Annotated in this window: 13 protein-coding genes and 1 riboswitch; of the genes, 11 read left to right on the top strand and 2 right to left on the bottom strand. The window is 55.1% G+C overall.

The window, feature by feature from the left end; all coding sequences use genetic code 11:
* The first annotated feature begins 512 nt into the window (after nucleotides 1-512).
* The 8 genes from ACFSX3_RS05680 to ACFSX3_RS05645 all read left to right on the top strand — a co-directional run bounded on the left by ACFSX3_RS05680 (nucleotide 513) and on the right by ACFSX3_RS05645 (nucleotide 9583).
* On the top strand, nucleotides 513-1628 hold the full coding sequence (locus ACFSX3_RS05680; RefSeq protein ID WP_209991517.1) for a cobalt-precorrin-5B (C(1))-methyltransferase: 1116 nt from the start codon (nucleotides 513-515) through the stop codon (nucleotides 1626-1628).
* Nucleotides 1621-2847 carry a precorrin-6y C5,15-methyltransferase (decarboxylating) subunit CbiE gene (gene cbiE / locus ACFSX3_RS05675; RefSeq protein ID WP_209991439.1) on the top strand — a complete coding sequence of 409 codons (1227 nt, stop codon included), beginning with the start codon at nucleotides 1621-1623 and terminating at the stop codon, nucleotides 2845-2847. The genes ACFSX3_RS05680 and cbiE overlap by 8 nt, the downstream gene beginning before the upstream one ends.
* A gap of 31 nt (nucleotides 2848-2878) precedes the next feature.
* Entirely contained in the window at nucleotides 2879-3754 is an 876-nt protein-coding gene (gene cobI / locus ACFSX3_RS05670) for a precorrin-2 C(20)-methyltransferase (protein ID WP_209991438.1), read from the top strand.
* The gene (gene cobM, locus ACFSX3_RS05665; protein WP_209991437.1) at nucleotides 3751-4554 is read left to right on the top strand and encodes a precorrin-4 C(11)-methyltransferase; all 804 of its coding nucleotides are present in this window, start codon (nucleotides 3751-3753) and stop codon (nucleotides 4552-4554) included. The genes cobI and cobM overlap by 4 nt, the downstream gene beginning before the upstream one ends.
* Nucleotides 4547-5680 (top strand): cobalt-precorrin 5A hydrolase, encoded by a 1134-nt coding sequence (locus ACFSX3_RS05660; RefSeq protein ID WP_209991516.1) that lies wholly within the window; start codon nucleotides 4547-4549, stop codon nucleotides 5678-5680. The genes cobM and ACFSX3_RS05660 overlap by 8 nt, the downstream gene beginning before the upstream one ends.
* Before the next feature lie 74 nt (nucleotides 5681-5754).
* Entirely contained in the window at nucleotides 5755-7200 is a 1446-nt protein-coding gene (locus ACFSX3_RS05655) for a cobyrinate a,c-diamide synthase (protein WP_379312714.1), read from the top strand.
* A gap of 218 nt (nucleotides 7201-7418) precedes the next feature.
* Entirely contained in the window at nucleotides 7419-8300 is an 882-nt protein-coding gene (locus tag ACFSX3_RS05650) for an ROK family protein (protein ID WP_379257128.1), read from the top strand.
* A 266-nt stretch (nucleotides 8301-8566) separates the two neighbouring features.
* Complete coding sequence (locus tag ACFSX3_RS05645; RefSeq protein ID WP_209991435.1) at nucleotides 8567-9583, top strand: HRDC domain-containing protein; 1017 nt, start codon at nucleotides 8567-8569, stop codon at nucleotides 9581-9583.
* A 176-nt stretch (nucleotides 9584-9759) separates the two neighbouring features.
* Here ACFSX3_RS05645 and corA read toward each other — a convergent pair whose 3' ends face one another.
* Complete coding sequence (gene corA / locus ACFSX3_RS05640; protein ID WP_209991434.1) at nucleotides 9760-10695, bottom strand: magnesium/cobalt transporter CorA; 936 nt, start codon at nucleotides 10693-10695, stop codon at nucleotides 9760-9762.
* Nucleotides 10696-11121: 426 nt separating this feature from the next.
* Nucleotides 11122-11253, top strand: a riboswitch (SAM riboswitch).
* A gap of 116 nt (nucleotides 11254-11369) precedes the next feature.
* On the opposite strand from corA, the gene metA reads away from it, so the two are divergent.
* From metA to mqnC, 3 genes are all read left to right on the top strand, one after another.
* Nucleotides 11370-12287 carry a homoserine O-acetyltransferase MetA gene (gene metA, locus ACFSX3_RS05635; protein WP_209991433.1) on the top strand — a complete coding sequence of 306 codons (918 nt, stop codon included), beginning with the start codon at nucleotides 11370-11372 and terminating at the stop codon, nucleotides 12285-12287.
* Between the two features lie 129 nt (nucleotides 12288-12416).
* Nucleotides 12417-13583 (top strand): aminotransferase class I/II-fold pyridoxal phosphate-dependent enzyme, encoded by a 1167-nt coding sequence (locus ACFSX3_RS05630; protein ID WP_209991432.1) that lies wholly within the window; start codon nucleotides 12417-12419, stop codon nucleotides 13581-13583.
* Nucleotides 13584-13810: 227 nt separating this feature from the next.
* Nucleotides 13811-14947: a cyclic dehypoxanthinyl futalosine synthase gene (mqnC, locus tag ACFSX3_RS05625; protein WP_209991431.1), complete on the top strand. Its 1137-nt coding sequence runs from the start codon at nucleotides 13811-13813 to the stop codon at nucleotides 14945-14947.
* 177 nt (nucleotides 14948-15124) lie between these two features.
* Here the strand turns inward: mqnC and ACFSX3_RS05620 are convergent, their stop codons facing one another.
* Nucleotides 15125-15826 (bottom strand): HAD family hydrolase, encoded by a 702-nt coding sequence (locus tag ACFSX3_RS05620; RefSeq protein ID WP_209991430.1) that lies wholly within the window; start codon nucleotides 15824-15826, stop codon nucleotides 15125-15127.
* Between the last annotated feature and the right edge of the window lie 240 nt (nucleotides 15827-16066).

Raw genomic sequence — 16066 nt, 5'->3', positions numbered from 1 at the left:
AAAATGCAGCAGATTCACTTTTTTGGCGGACATGGGGTTCAACTAATGTACAAAGTGCAATGGAGCTAGAAGAACTAGAAATATTTGTATAAAAATCTCCTGATTTACTTAGAAGCAGCAGTATAATCAGGTTATATAGAGAGTAAGACAAGTTACCTGCCCAAGGCGAACGCTCAGAGGATAGGCTTCAGTGATGTGCAGATTGTGAGGATTCATTCTTAAACCATCAGCAAAGAGGGATTGCCATGACCAAGGAAATACCGGATCAAGCCGTCAGGCAGAGCCGGAGCCAAAGAAGCGGGGAGGCAGGGGCGGGGCAGGCTGAGCAGGCAGAGCAAGCGTATGTACTCGGATTCGATCATGCAGCTGAGCAAATAGAGCAAGCCAGCCGCTCCGGGTTCGATCAGGCAGCCCGGCAGGTGGAGCAAACAGACGGCCCCGAGATCGAGCAGGCGGGTGATCGTGTACAACAGGCTACTGGGCCTGAGTTCGCACAAGTGCCCGGCACCGGATTGCCCGATCCCGAATCCGCAGAGACAACCCCTGCTCCCCCGTTGCGCAGGGGCTACACGACAGGGGCCTGTGCCGCAGCGGCAGCCGCAGGTGCGGCAACCCTGCTCATTACAGGGGAGCGGCTGCCTGCGGTAGAGATTGATCTGCCAGCCGGGTTCCGCCACACCTTTGAGCTGACTGGCTGGCAGCATACAGGATCATACACAGCAAGCTGTGCCACCGTCAAAGATGCCGGAGACGACCCGGATGCGACACATCTGGCGTGGATCGAAGCGGCGGTGAGCTGGCGTGATCAGCCGGGCGTGGAGATTGACGGGGGCCGCGGTGTCGGCCGGGTGACCAAGCCGGGCCTGCCGGTTGGCGTGGGAGAGGCGGCGATTAATCCGGTGCCCCGGAGGATGATTCAGGAGGCGGTAACCGCCGTACTGGAGGAGCACGGTGCAGCGCGGGGTCTTAGGGTAGTCATCAGCGTGCCGGAGGGCGAGAGCATCGCCCTTAAGACGCTGAATCCCCGGCTGGGTATTCTGGGCGGCATTTCGATCCTGGGCACGCGGGGTGTGGTGACCCCATTCTCCACCGAGGCCTATAAGGCGAGTGTGGTTCAGGCCATCTCGGTGGCGGCTGCGGCGGGGAACCGGCAGATTGTGCTGACCACAGGCGGCAGCAGCGAGAAATATGCCATCGCGATGTTCGCGGAGCTTCCGGAGGAAGCTTTTATCCAGATGGGGGAATATGTAGGCTTCTCGCTGGAGCATGCGAAGGCTTACGGGCTTCGGAAAGTTACCTTCGTCGGGATGGCAGGTAAATTCTCCAAGGTGGCGCAGGGGGCCATGCTGATTCACTCCAAGAACGCCCCCGTCGATTTCGGATTTCTGGCCTCCGTTGCGGCTGGTGCGGGAGCGTCCCCGGAGCAGGTGCAGGAGATTGCTGCCGCCAACACAGCCTCACAGGTCGTGGATATGATGACTGAGGCGGGGAATCACATTTTTTTCGAGCAGCTGTGCAGGCATGCCTGTGAACAGAGTCTGGCGCATATGAACGGAGGCATGATTGTGGAAATGGTGCTCATTACAATGAAGGGCCGGGTGCTGGGAAGGGCGGAGATTCATGGATAACCTGATTTATGTGATCGGGATCGGTGAGGATGGCGCCGGCGGCCTGACACCGGATAGCTTAAGCATAGTGAACAACAGCGAGGTGCTGCTGGGCGGCGAGCGGCAATTGAATTTTTTCAGCAGGTATAGAGGGGAGAAAATCGTGCTGCAAGGCGGGCTGAAGCCTTTTACAGACAAGCTGGAGGAGGTGTGGCGTGAGCGGCGGACGGTGGTGCTGGCCTCGGGGGACCCGTTCTTTTTTGGAATTGCCGGGTATCTCGTCCGCAGGTTCGGGCCGGAGCATGTGGAGGTGATCCCACATTATAGCAGCGTGCAGCTTGCGTTTGCACGGCTGGGGGACAGCTGGCAGGATGCGGAGCTGATCAGTCTGCACGGTCGTCCCATTCAGGGACTGGCCCAGCGGATCGACGGCAAGCACAAAATCGCCCTGTTGACAGACGAGAACAACACTCCTGCGGTCATTGCCGCATATTTGCGGGAGTTCGGGATGATAGAATATGAGGCGTTTATCTGTGAGCGGCTTGGCGGGGCGGAGGAAGTCTGCCGGTTCTGGACGCTGGAGGAGATGTTGACCAGGGAGTTCTCAGCGCTTAATGTCGTGATCCTGCGCCATAAGCAGGAGGTCTCTGCTCCTGTGCGGCGCGGATTCGCTTATCCGGACGAGGCATTCCGGCAGCGTAAGCCGGAGAAAGGCCTGATTACGAAGCGTGAGGTCCGCGCGCTGGTGCTGTCGGAGCTGAACCTGTCCGAGGATGCAGTCGTGTGGGATATCGGCTCCGGCTCGGGTGCAGTGGCTGCGGAATGTGCACGGATCGCCAGACTCGGGAAGGTCTACGCTCTGGAGAAAAGTGCCGAGAACCTGCCGAACATGGCAGCGAATCGTCTGAAGTTCCGGGCGGATTTCGAAATCATTCAGGAGAAGGCTCCGCAGGGCTTAGCGGCTCTGCCTGATCCGGATGCCGTCTTCATCGGCGGCAGCGGCGGGGAATTAGCGAACATTATTGCGCACAGCGCCGCCAGACTGCGCTCGGAGGGCCGGATTGTCGTTGGGGCGATCACGGTGGAGACGCTGCATGGCAGCATGGAAGCGCTCAAGGCAGCCGGACTGGCCTGCGAGGTCACGATGCTTCAGGCGTCGCGCGGCAAGCCGATTCTCGGCATGACCCGGTTCGACGGAATGAATCCCGTCTATGTGGTCAGCGGCCGGAAGCTTCATTAATCATCAGACAATAACGAAGGAGGAACCCGCAATGAAGACCGATGTAACTTCGCCGCGTGAGCAGGCTGCGGACGGACAGGAAATATCGTCAGGAGAAGCGGCCGGGACGCTGTGGACAGAAGCAGCGATACAGGCGGCCAGTGCGTTATTTGACCCGCTGGATGCAGAAGAGCTGGTTCTGGAGGAAAGACTGACTCCCCGGGCGCTCGGAACGTTATACGGCGTAGGCGTTGGCCCCGGCGACCCCGAGCTGATCACGCTTAAGGCTTGCCGTCTGCTGCGGGAATGTCCGGTGATTGCCTACCCGGCCACCAAGAAGGGCGGCAAATCCTACGCTTATGAAATCATTGAGCTGCATGTAGACCCGCAGGATAAAATCATGCTCGGACTGGTCTTTCCGATGACGAAGGACCCGGAGCTGCTGGCAGGCGGCTGGACCCGAACGGTAGAGCTGTGCTGGAGAGAGCTGAAGCAGGGCCGGGATGTGGCTTTTGTGACGGAAGGCGATCCTAATCTCTTCAGCACCTTCATTCATCTGTCCCGGCTGATGCAGGAGCTGCATCCCGGTGTGCCGGTCGTCTCGGTTCCGGGGATTTCCTCGGTGCTGGGCGCGGCGGCTGCGTTGGAGCAGCCCCTGGCGGACGGCAATCAGCGGGTGGGGATCATCCCGGCTACGGACGACAGGGAGGCGCTTAGAGAAGCGCTGCTGCATCATGATACGGTGGTGTTCCTTAAGGTGGCCAAGGTGCTGGATCTGGTGCTGGATGTGCTGGATGAGCTGGGCTTGTCCGGCCGCGCCTCGGTGGTAACCAAGGTAACCTCCCCCTATGAGACCGTCTGGCGCGATGCGCGGGACCTGCGGGGCAAGGAAGTGGAGTACCTGAGTCTGATGGTGGTGAGCAAATGACGAATAAGCTGTTGGAGCCAAAAGTATATATTGTCGGTGCCGGACCGGGCGACCCGGAGCTGATCACGGTCAAAGGCAGCCGGATTCTGCGCTCGGCAGATCTGGTGCTGTATGCGGATTCGCTGGTCAGCGAGGAGCTGATCCGCAGCGCTAAGCCCGGTGCGCAGGTGCTTCAGAGCTCGGGCATGGATCTGGAGCAGCAGGTGGAGCTGATGACGCTTGCTGTGCAGTCCGGTAAAAGCGTAGCCCGCGTCCACACCGGAGACCCCGCCATGTATGGAGCGATTCTGGAGCAGATGTCGCTGCTGAAGCTATGCGGCGTCCGTTATGAGATTGTGCCGGGCGTCAGCTCGGTTTTTGCCTCTGCGGCGGCGCTTGGCGCAGAGCTGACCGTACCGGAGCTGACGCAGACGGTCATTCTGACCCGTGCGGAAGGGCGCACGCCGGTGCCTGAGCGTGAGCAGCTGCGCAAGCTGGCGGAGCATCACTGCACGGTGGCGCTGTTTCTAAGTGCATCACTGGCCGGTCATGTGAGCAGGGAATTCCTGTCCGCAGGCTGGAGCCCGGAGACCCCGGTGGCGGTCGTGAAGCGGGCCACTTGGCCGGATCAGCAGATTCTGCGGACAACGGTCGAGAAGCTGGAGGCGGACCTGCGGGATGCCGGCATCACCATGCATGCCATGATCCTGGCCGGCTGGGCGCTGGACCCCGGGCTGACGGACCGCGATCAGCACCGCTCCAAGCTGTATGACAAGACCTTCACCCACGGCTGCCGGGAAGGAATCGGCTCCGGTGAGTAAGCGGTATGCGGCTGTTGCCATTACGCGCAGCGGGATAGAGCTGGCTGTGAAGCTTGGCGGGCGGCTTGGCGGGACTGAGGTCTTTGTCTATGCCAAGTACAGCGGCGGGCTGGAGGCGCGGAGCGGAGAGATCACTGTTTTTGACGGACCGGTCAGAGGGTTGCTGCCTAGGCTCTTCGGGAGCTACGAGGCGGTCATTCTGTTCTTCTCGCTGGGGGCGGCTGTCCGGCTGACGGCTCCGCTGCTGCGCGATAAAAGAACCGATCCTGCCGTCATCGTCATCGATGAGCGCGGGGAGCATGTCATCAGCATGCTATCCGGCCATCTCGGCGGAGCGAACAGGCTGACACTGGAGATTGCCGAGCTGCTGGGCAGCCATCCGGTGATCACCACAGCTTCGGATGTGCAGGGCACCTTCGCTGTCGATCTGCTGGGCCAAGAGTATGGCTGGCGCGCGGACAGCTTCACCCCCATGAAGGGGGTTAGTGCTGCGCTGGTTAACGGGGAGCCGGTGGCTTTTGTGCAGGAGAGCGGGGAACATGACTGGCTGCCGCCGGGTGCTGAGGTGCCGGAGCATGTCTCTATGTTCGCAAGCAGGGCTGAGCTTCGGCATAGCGGACGCAGCTTCAGCGCAGCGATTGTGGTAAGCGACCGGTTGGCTGAGGAACCGGAGGAGGACGCACCGGCAGATACTGCTCTGGCCGAATTCACTGTAGTTTATCGCCCCCGCAGTCTGGTGCTTGGACTCGGCTGCAACAGGGGGACGTCTGCGGAAGAGCTGGAAGCCGTGGTCCTGCACACTCTGAATGAGCTTCATCTATCGCTCCATAGTGTGCGGAATGTGGCGACGGCCGGGATCAAGGGGGATGAAGCAGGACTCTTGGCCTTGTGTGCTAAATACAGCTGGGAGCTGGTTCTGTACACCCCAGAGCAGCTCAATACAGTAGAGCTGGACCATCCGTCTGAGGTGGTGTTCAGGGCAACGGGGGCTTACGGTGTCTGTGAACCTGCTGCGCTGTTGTCCTCAGGTGCGCATTCGCTTTTGCAACCTAAGCTTAAGAGCGGTAATGTGACCATCGCGGTAGCCCGAATTGTATATCCCGGAGAGAAGGAGGGGCAGCAGTGAATGATTCAAGGAATGTAGCCGGGTATGAAAAAGCGCCTGGATCAGCCCCCCGGGAGCCGCAGGCGCGTCCCCGCCTGGTCATCGCAGGCACAGGCAGCGGCTCGGGCAAAACAACGGTCACACTGGGGCTGATGCGCGCTTTTGCCCGGCGGGGCCTGAAGGTTCAGGGCTTCAAATGCGGCCCTGACTATATCGATCCCGCCTATCACAGTGCGGTCACAGGCCGTCCCTCGCGCAACCTGGACTCCTGGATGACTTCAAGCGCCTATCTGCAGGAGTATTTCCTGCAGGCTTCGGCGGAGGCCGACTTGTCCGTCATTGAGGGCGTCATGGGACTGTATGACGGTAAGGAGGATACGGCGCTGACCGGATCAACGGCGGAGATCGCCATCCTGACCGCCAGTCCTGTGCTGCTGGTGGTCGATGTCCGCAGCATGGGCCGCAGTGCTGCGGCGATTGTGCTGGGCTTCCGGCAGCTGGAGCCGCAGGTGCGGATTGCCGCCGTTCTGGTGAACCGCTGCGGCAGCGAGGGTCACTACCGGTTAGTTAAGGCGGCCATTGAAGCAGCCTGCGGGATTCCCGTGATTGGCTGGCTCCCCCGCGACAGCGGACTGGACATCCCGGAGCGGCATTTGGGCTTGCTGCCCGCAGTGGAGCGCGGGGAGCTTGCGCCCTTGTTCGACCGTGCCGCCGACATGCTGGAGCAAGGCACGGATCTGGAGCGGCTGCTGGAGCTTGCAGCTGCCGCGCCTGCTGTGCGGGAGATGCTTGCGGCTGGGGATGACCAGGGTAATCCTGCCGGGCAGATAATACATAAGACACAGACAGGCCCGGTGGAGTCTGGCCCGGTCATTGCCGTCGCCCGGGACGCGGCGTTCAACTTCTACTACGCCGATAATCTGGAGCTGCTCGCACGTGAAGGTGCTAGGCTGGTTTACTTCAGCCCGCTCAGAGGTGAAGGCATTCCGCCGGAAGCCGATGGCATCTATATCGGCGGCGGCTTCCCGGAAGAATTCGCGGCGGTGATTGCCGCGAACCAGCATTTCCTAAGCGGCCTGAGGTCTGCCGCAGCTGCCGGAATGCCGCTGTATGCGGAGTGCGGCGGCTATATGGTGCTGGCCCGCAGCCTGACAGACCGCACCGGTGTGGTGCATGAGATGGCCGGAATCGTTCCGGCACATACCGTGATGCAGGAACGCCGGGCGGCACTCGGATATCGTGAAGTTACGGCACTTCACGACTGTCTGCTGCTGAAGCAGGGCGAGCGTCTGCGCGGCCATGAATTTCATTACTCCGTCATGAGCTATCCCGACGGGGAAGCACGGACCTATGCCTATGAGAGTAAGGGCAGAGGGGGGAGCCAGCCTGAAGGCTACATCAGCGGCAGCATCATGGCTGCTTATGCGCATATCCATCTGGCCTCCCATCTCCCGGCAGCAGCCCGGCTTGTAGCAGCCTGCCGGGCCTATCGAGACCGCAAACAGGCTGTGCAGCAACATGATCCCGATTCTTGCAAATAACAAATGGAATAACGAATCCACCATATGTCAACCGCTTGTCATACGTATAAGAGCCACGTATAATAGGGCAAGAGAACGCTTTATTACCGCGCTCGGGCTGATCAGCCGGTTAGTTCTAGCGCAGGAAACTATCATTGTATTTATCGTATCTCAGGAATCTATCGAAATTATCAGTAGCAACAGCATATGGATGCATCAGGAGAAGGGGGAACACTGCAGTGAAATTGTTGGGAGCGATTGAAGCAGGGGGAACGAAGTTTGTATGCGGTATCGGGAATGAGGACGGGACGATTATCGACCGGGTGAGCTTTCCGACTGCCACTCCTCAAGAGACTATGAGCCAGGTAATGGATTATTTCAGCGGAAAATCCGTGGAGGCTATCGGCATCGGTTCATTCGGACCGATTGATCCCGTTATTGGCAGCCCCACCTATGGATATATTACAACCACACCGAAGCCCCATTGGGGCGGGTATAATCTGGTGGGAGCCGTGGAGGAGCAATTCCAGGTTCCGATCGGCTTCGATACAGATGTGAACGGCGCGGCGCTGGGCGAATACACCTGGGGGGCAGCGCAAGGTCTGGATAGCTGCCTATATATCACGGTGGGCACCGGGATTGGTGCCGGTGCTGTGGTGGGCGGGAAGCTGGTTCACGGGCTGTCCCACCCGGAGATGGGCCATATTCTGGTCCGTCGTCATCCCGAGGACCACTACGAAGGCTTCTGCCCTTATCACGGCGATTGCCTGGAGGGTCTGGCAGCGGGTCCGGCCATCGGCAAGCGCTGGGGTAAGCCGGCGGGCGAGCTGCCTGCGGATCATCCGGCCTGGGCGATGGAAGCCCACTATCTGGCCCATGCGCTTATGAACTATGTGCTGATCCTCTCGCCGCAGAAGATCGTAATGGGCGGCGGTGTGATGAAGCAGAGCCAGCTCTTCCCGCTGATCCATGCCAAGCTGCAGGAGCTGCTCGGCGGATATGTGCAGCACCCGGCGCTCAATGAAGAGATTGGCAGCTATATTGTGCCTCCGCAGCTTGGAGATAACGCCGGTCTGTCGGGTGCACTGGGTCTGGCCAAGCTGGCTTTGGACCGCAAGTAGGATCTCCTGTCAAAAAGACATTGACTGTTTCGTAATATATGGTATTCTAGGTTTTAACAGTATAGCATTTAAGAGGAAGCACCTCTTTCACGAATTTCGTGGGAGAGGTGCTTTTTTGCGTTCAAATATAATAATGTATATGTTTCACGCTATACATTATCCTTATATTTCTCGCTGAAACGGTACCGTCCTTTAAAAGGACGGCAGAACCGTTTTCACTTGCCAGCGCTCATGCGTACTGTAAGACGACGAAAGTAGGGATTCATATGCAGATCGTATTTATGAACCGTTTGTGCAGAAGATCAGGAGTGGACGGGGAGGTTTTTGCCCAGCTGTGGATTGGAGAGGAAGAGGGTCAGTGGCGTCTTGGCTGGCGTGATTTCTCCGGCGAACAAGAGACGGGCGACAGCCTGTGGTATGAAGGCGGATCATGGAATGAGATGCTCTGTGTATACCGGCACGAGCTTGCCGTGAAGATGGGGGATGGCTACCGCCCGCTGATTGACGGGGTATTTCATGACGAGGATAACCTCAGCAGCCGCAGCCAGGAGCAGCTTAAGCTGCAGTATTACAGTGAGCAATACGGGAATGAAGCCATCTTCGAGGAGCTGTGCTCCTGGCGCAGAGGGAAGGCCTCCAGCGAACGGAAGGCGCCTTATATCCTGGCCAGCAACCGTCTGCTGCGCATGATCAGCGCGTTTCTTCCCCGCACGGAGGAGGAGCTGCTGCAGCTTCCGGGTGTCGGTGAAGGCAAAGCCTCACAATATGGAGCGGACTGGCTCAGCATCACCGCGGCGGCTGAGCGTGAGCATGATTTTCCGCTAAGCTGGGTGAATCATGCCATTGACGAAGAGAGCTTTGTATCCTGGCATTATAAGCAGAAGGAGCTTAAGTACAAGAAGCAGCTGGAGCGGCTGAGACTGCGGCGTGTTCTGTTACAAGGGATCGAAGAGGAGCAAGGGATGGAGCAGCTTAGAGTGCTTAGCGGAGTTTCCCGCCGTGAAGTGCTTGAAGTGGTAGAGGAGCTGGAGAAGGACGGCTACTCGGCCGAGAAGCTCATTGCCCTGGAGCTGAGCGAAGTGAGCCCCGAAGAACAGAACAATATTTGGACAGCCTATGAACTGATCGGTGACAACTTCCTGAAGCCTGTCCTCTACAAAGCTTACGGCGACAACTTCGTTCCTGCTGACGGACTCGATCTGTATTACGAACGCCTGCGGCTAATCCGCATCCGTTTCCGGCGTGAGCATCCGGCGGCGGTAGGGATGGTCACGCCTCAATAATTATTGAGGCGTGACGGCCTGCATCAGCTTCAATCCGGCGGTCCTGATGACCTGAACTCCTGGGCAGCGCGCAGACGCATTACATAACGGTGACATATCAAAAAGACGAAGGCTCTCCGAGTCCCGGAATAGCCGGGTATACGGTGCCTTCGTCCTTCGTATTCGTCCGCTCTGCTTCATAGCCACTCCTTCTTACGGAAGATAATGAGCATTCCGCAGCCTAACGTCACCATGACGGCAATGACGCCATAGTAGCCGTACTCGGTGTGAATCTCCGGTATATTGTCAAAGTTCATGCCGTAGATCCCGGTAATCACGGTCAGCGGCATGAATATGGTAGTAATCGCTGTAAATACTCTCATGATTTCATTGGCGCGGTTAGCAATACTGGACTGATAAGCTTCACGTAAGTTGCCCATGAGATCGCGGTACGTTTCGAAGGTTTCAGAGATCTTGACCGCATTCTCGTAGATATCGCTGAAATACTTCTGCAGCTGATCGTCAATCAGGCGAAGATCCTTTTTGTTGAGCGTGTTGATAACTTCCTTCTGCGGGCCGAGCATCTTCTTCAGCCAGAGAATCTCACTGCGCAGACCGATGATCTCGCTCAGATGCGATTTCTTGGTATGCATGAGGATGTCTTCCTCCAGCTTCTCAATCCGCGCTTCAATCCGGTCACCGACCGAGAAGAAGTTGTCGACAACGAGGTCGATCAGCAGATAGAGGAAGCGGTCAGGCGTATTGACCTCCTGCTCCCACAGTACGGGCTTCAGGACACGCAGCTCATGGATCTTCTGCTTCGTAACGGTAATAATGAAATGTCTGCCAAGGAATACGTTGAGCGCACGGAGGAAAATTTCCTCATCATCGAACCGGATGCTGTTCACCACGATGAAATAATGACTCTCATAAATCTCCAGCTTCGGACGCTGATCCTCTTCACTTAGACAGTCTTCCACAGCCAGATCATGCAGGCCGTATATAGGCTGAAGCTCTACAAGGTCTTCCACATCCGCATCAATCCAGTAGAACCCCTCGGCAGGGGCGGTTAAAGTTTCTTCAATATTGTCAATAGGCGTAAAAACCCCTGCATTTACCAGCCGGATTTTCATCTGATTCACTCCTTATGTCCCTGGTCTTCTCCAGGGGTATGCTAATTTCAGCACACGGGAAAAAATCAGCTTGGCCGGTGGTACAATCATGGATGAAGGCCAAAAGACGGTCCGAGAGCATGAAGAAAAAGGGCTCCCGCCGCCGGCAAGCTGATGTTAATCCTGTGTGGTTGTTCATTCTGCACGCTTATTCGCGAGCCCGGGTCGCCTTCCATTTTCTCTCACCTCTTCTTTTCGCCGTTTTGGGTTTGAAACACTTGTCTAGTATAACGCCGGGATATGGCTCTTACAAGAGAAATTGTTTTCTGTCATAAGGCCCCTTCAGCATTGTATGGACTTGACGAAAAGGAGGTTCATGATTTAAAGTGAAATTTAAGAAAAAGCATCTTTCGGATGCTTCAAGGTTATTTAACTGAATACAGCTAAATCTTATCAAGAGCAGGTGGAGGGACTAGCCCGATGAAACCCGGCAACCGGCGTGTGAACGCACGGTGCTAATTCTTGCGGAAGCTTTGCAGGGCGTTATTCGTCCGGCGGAAGTTCTCTGGCAGATGAGAGAGGCGCATATGACTGCATGATATGACCTTTCTCGCCCGGGAAAGGTCTTTTTTCGCTACCCTGCCTCAGTATTAACCACCAAGTGGAACCCCATTTCAGTTAAGGAGTGAACAGCAATGCCTATCAAAATTCCCGACAGCCTGCCGGCTAAAGAAGTGTTATCCGGTGAGAATATTTTTGTAATGGATGAAAGCCAGGCCTTCCATCAGGATATTCGTCCCCTTCGAATCGCCATCCTGAATCTGATGCCAACCAAAGAAACTACGGAGACACAGCTGCTGCGCCTTATCGGGAATTCCCCGCTTCAGGTGGATGTTGTCCTGCTGCATCCCAGCTCCCATACGTCGAAGAATACTTCGGCTGAGCATTTGAAGAGCTTTTACAAAACCTTTGATGAGATCAGCCACCGCCGGTTCGACGGCTTGATTGTAACGGGCGCTCCCGTAGAACAACTGGAGTTCGAGGATGTCAACTACTGGGAAGAGCTGAAAGTGATTTTTGAGTGGAGCAAGCAGAATGTAACCTCGACGATGCACATCTGTTGGGCCGCGCAGGCAGGACTGTATCATCACTTCGGCGTGCGCAAGGTGAGTCTGCCGGACAAATGCTTCGGAGTGTTTCCGCATACGATTAGCCATAATAATGTCAAGCTGCTGCGCGGCTTCGATGAAGTGTTCCATGTTCCGCATTCCCGCCATACTGATGTCTCCCGTGAAGATATTGAGCAGAACCCGGAGCTGCAGATTCTGGCAGAATCCGAGGAAGCCGGGGTGTACCTGGTGGCTACGCATGACGGGAAGCAGATTTTTGTCACCGGACATTCGGAGTATGATCCCTTCTCGCTGAAATGGGAGTATGACCGGGATATCGCCAAGGGGATGGAGGTTGCCCTGCCGAAGCACTATTATCCCAAGGATGATCCTACCCGCACACCGCCGGCAGTCTGGCGCGCCCATGCTAACTTATTATTCGCTAATTGGCTCAATTACTATGTATACCAGGAGACTCCTTACGATATCGGGGCATTTATCTAAGAGGTTGACTTATTATTATAGAAGCAATTAATCAGGTGCATACACATAGCCGGGTGCTTTGGAAGCGAGTTTAACCCGAAGAATGATCAGGTTGTGTACGCTTTACCAAACTTTTAGGAGGCAATGGAGATGGACGAGAAACTGAGAATTGAGAGCAGACTGGCACAGATGGGTTCGATGGAGGACCCCGCTACCGGGGCCATTAATTACCCGATTTATCATGCGACGGCCTTCCGTCACCCGAGACTTGGACAGAGCACAGGCTTTGACTACATCCGCACCAAAAATCCTACCCGTTCTGTACTCGAAGAAGCGGCAGCGGCCCTGGAATCCGGGGATGCCGGCTTCGCCTGCGCTTCCGGTATGGCTGCACTGACTACCGTGTTCACCTTGTTTGGACAAGGGGATCATCTCATTGTATCGCTCGACCTGTACGGCGGAACTTACCGGCTGCTGGAACGGATTCTCTCCAAATACGGCATCAGCGCCTCCTATGTAGATACGAATGATCTGGAGGGTCTCGAAGCGGCCCGCCAGCCGGGTACGAAAGCTGTATTCATTGAGACGCCGACCAATCCGCTGATGATGATTACGGATGTCGAAGCGGTATGCACCTGGGCCCGCCGTCACGGGCTGCTCACGATTGTGGACAATACGCTGTTGACTCCGTTCTTCCAGCGCCCGCTGGAGCTTGGGGCAGATATCGTGGTTCACAGTGCGACCAAGTATCTGGGCGGGCATAACGATGTGCTGGCGGGGCTGATTGTAACCAAGGGCGCAGAATTGTCGGCTGAAATGGCCATCCTGCATAACTCCCTGGGAGCGGTTCTCGCACCGAATGACAGCTACCAGCTGATGAAAGGCATGAAGACCCTCGCCCTGCGCATGGAGCGGCATGAGAGCAACGCCCTCGCCATTGCCCGTTATCTGCAGGAGCATCCGGCTATTGCCGAGGTCTTCCACCCGGGCCTGCCGGACCATCCGGGCTATGCCATTCAGAACCGCCAGTCCAGCGGCAACACGGGAATCTTCTCCTTCAAGGTAAAAGAGGCCAGCTATGTGGAGCCGCTGCTCCGCCACATTAAGCTGATCGCCTTCGCCGAGAGTCTGGGCGGTGTTGAATCGCTTATGACCTATCCGGCGATACAGACCCACGCCGATATTCCGGCTGAAATCCGCGATGCGGTCGGCGTGGATGATCGCCTACTGCGGTTCTCGGTCGGCATAGAGCATGTAGATGATCTGATCGCCGATCTAAGGCAGGCCCTGGAGGCCGCCCGGAGTGAGCTGGAATAAGGCAATGCGCCGGACCTGGCCCGGCATGTGAAGATTCGCAGAACGTACAAGCAGCAGTGCCTTCGGGCGCTGCTGTTTAATTTTGCCTGGGACAAGGGCAATTATCAGTCCTGCGCAGCGAAACATTTCTCAAGAACAGCTGATTGTGATACGATGGGAGAACGAGTATTTTACTTCAAATTAAATTTATCTATACTACTTCATAGATTAAGAGGAGGCCGTCAACGGTGAGTGCAATTGACCTTATTCTGGATAAGACACTTAAGGGTGAGCGTCTTCAACTGGAAGACACGATCACGTTGTTCGAGAGCAATGAAATTGAGAAGATGGGCGCTGCTGCAGATATTATTATGAAGCGCTGGCACCCGGAGCCTGTGACGACATTCGTCATCGGCCGCAACATTAACTACACCAATGTATGTGATGTATATTGCCGCTTCTGCGCCTTCTACCGCAGACCCGGTTCGGAGGAAGGCTATGTGCTTCCCGATGAGACAATCTATCAGAAGATTGCTGAGACCATGAGCGTAAACGGAACCGAAATTCTGATGCAGGGCGGTACGAATCCGAATCTGCCGTTCAGCTATTATACGGATATTCTGCGCGGCATCAAGCAGCGGTTCCCGGAGATTACGATGCATTCCTTCTCACCTGCTGAGATTATGAAAATGGTTGAGGTCTCCGGCCTGCCGCTGGAACAGGTCATGCGTGAGATTCATGCTGCGGGCCTCGATTCTCTGCCCGGCGGTGGCGCAGAGATTCTCGATGACCGTACCCGCCGCAAGATCAGCCGGCTTAAGGGCTCCTGGCGCGAGTGGATGGATGTCATGCAGACCGCACACCGGATCGGCATGAACACGACAGCCACGATGGTTATCGGGCTGGGCGAGAGCATGGAAGAGCGGGCGCTGCATCTGCTGCGTGTCCGTGAAGCGCAGGATGAATGTATTGCGAACAAATATGACTCCGAAGGGTTCCTGGCGTTCATCTCCTGGACCTTCCAGCCGGATAATACGAACCTGAAGCTTGACCGGCAGACACCGGAGGAGTATCTGAAGACTGTAGCCATCAGCCGTCTGGTGCTGGATAATATCAAGAACTTCCAGTCCTCCTGGGTAACGATGGGGCCTGAAGTAGGCAAGCTCTCCCTGCAATACGGCTGTAATGATTTCGGCAGCACGATGATCGAGGAGAACGTAGTCTCCTCCGCTGGCGCGACCTACAAGGTCAACATCGAGTCCATTACCCAGCTCATCCGCGAAGCAGGGAAGATCCCGGCGCAGCGCAACACGCGCTATGACATTCTGCGCACGTTCGAGGATGCGAATGCGAAGATCGATAATGATTTTGTGATGCAGAACTAGAGGCTAGCTATAGGGTGCTTTTGGCATAATGGGGTAAATACATCAAGGATAAAGTAGCGGGTATGTACTACACATCTTGTAGTATTTACCCCGTTAATTTTACATGTTCAACTACAACGCTTGTTCAATATTAATCCCTAAGGCGAGGATTAGTTATGGATAAGCGTTATTTGTCTTTTATAAGTACAATAATAAATCGGATAGTTTTTTGATGTTTAGATACCTTGTGCTTGCTTGAGAATTCGTTCTTGATAGGACTAATACTGATTGTATACCCAGAGCTGATGCACCATCTAAGTTCTGTTCATAATCATCGACAAATACTGTTTCTGTTGCCGGCAAATGCATCGCATCAAGTGCATGGCTGAACATGCCGGGATTAGGTTTGTTTTCTCCAAGTTCAAAACTAAGTGTCATATTATCAAAATACTCATAAATACCAGCATTTTTAAGAACCCTTTTGATTGACGGGTCGGTATCTGAAATAACTCCAATCGTAACCTTTTCTTTCAGGCTTTCAAGGGTCTGTTTTGTATGATCAAAAAACACATAATTAGCATCGTTATACACTCTATCGTAGGCAATGATTTCAGCTTGTTCGTCGGTAAGGTGAATTTCAGGTAACCCTTCAGCCATTGTTTTATAGTAATTTGTATACCTTTCAAGCTCCTCATCTTCAGTTTTGTAAACTTCATTTTTGAGGTGCTCATTTGCTTTTGAAATTGCCGTATTCAATTGTTCTTGTGGTATTGACCCTAGTATTTGCGGATTTATGTATTCCAACGCTTTTAATGTTATCCTCCAATCACCTGTTGCAGGGCGGAAAATCGTCCAGCCAAGGTCGAGAAATATACCGCGTACAGGTTTTTGTATAGTCATTTCAACTCCCCCTATAAATCCTATGGTATTGTAAAAATCCATTTATAAAAGAGTAATTAATCTGTTTTTATTTCCTGTTTAACCTGTCCAACAGGATGGAGTCCAATTGAATTGGCTTTTTCCGCTTTCTTCACTTAATTGTTCGCTTAATTGTAAAATGATATCGTTATATTTTACAAAAAACGATCAATTAATGTGAGATTTTACACAACAATTTATAAGAGTTAATGCAATTTGATA

Source organism: Paenibacillus rhizoplanae (genome assembly GCF_042684125.1).
GTDB classification, from domain to species: Bacteria; Bacillota; Bacilli; order Paenibacillales; family Paenibacillaceae; genus Paenibacillus_AQ; species Paenibacillus_AQ rhizoplanae.
The sequence above is the reverse complement of the archived record's forward strand: the minus strand, read 5'-3'. Positions and strand labels throughout refer to the sequence as shown.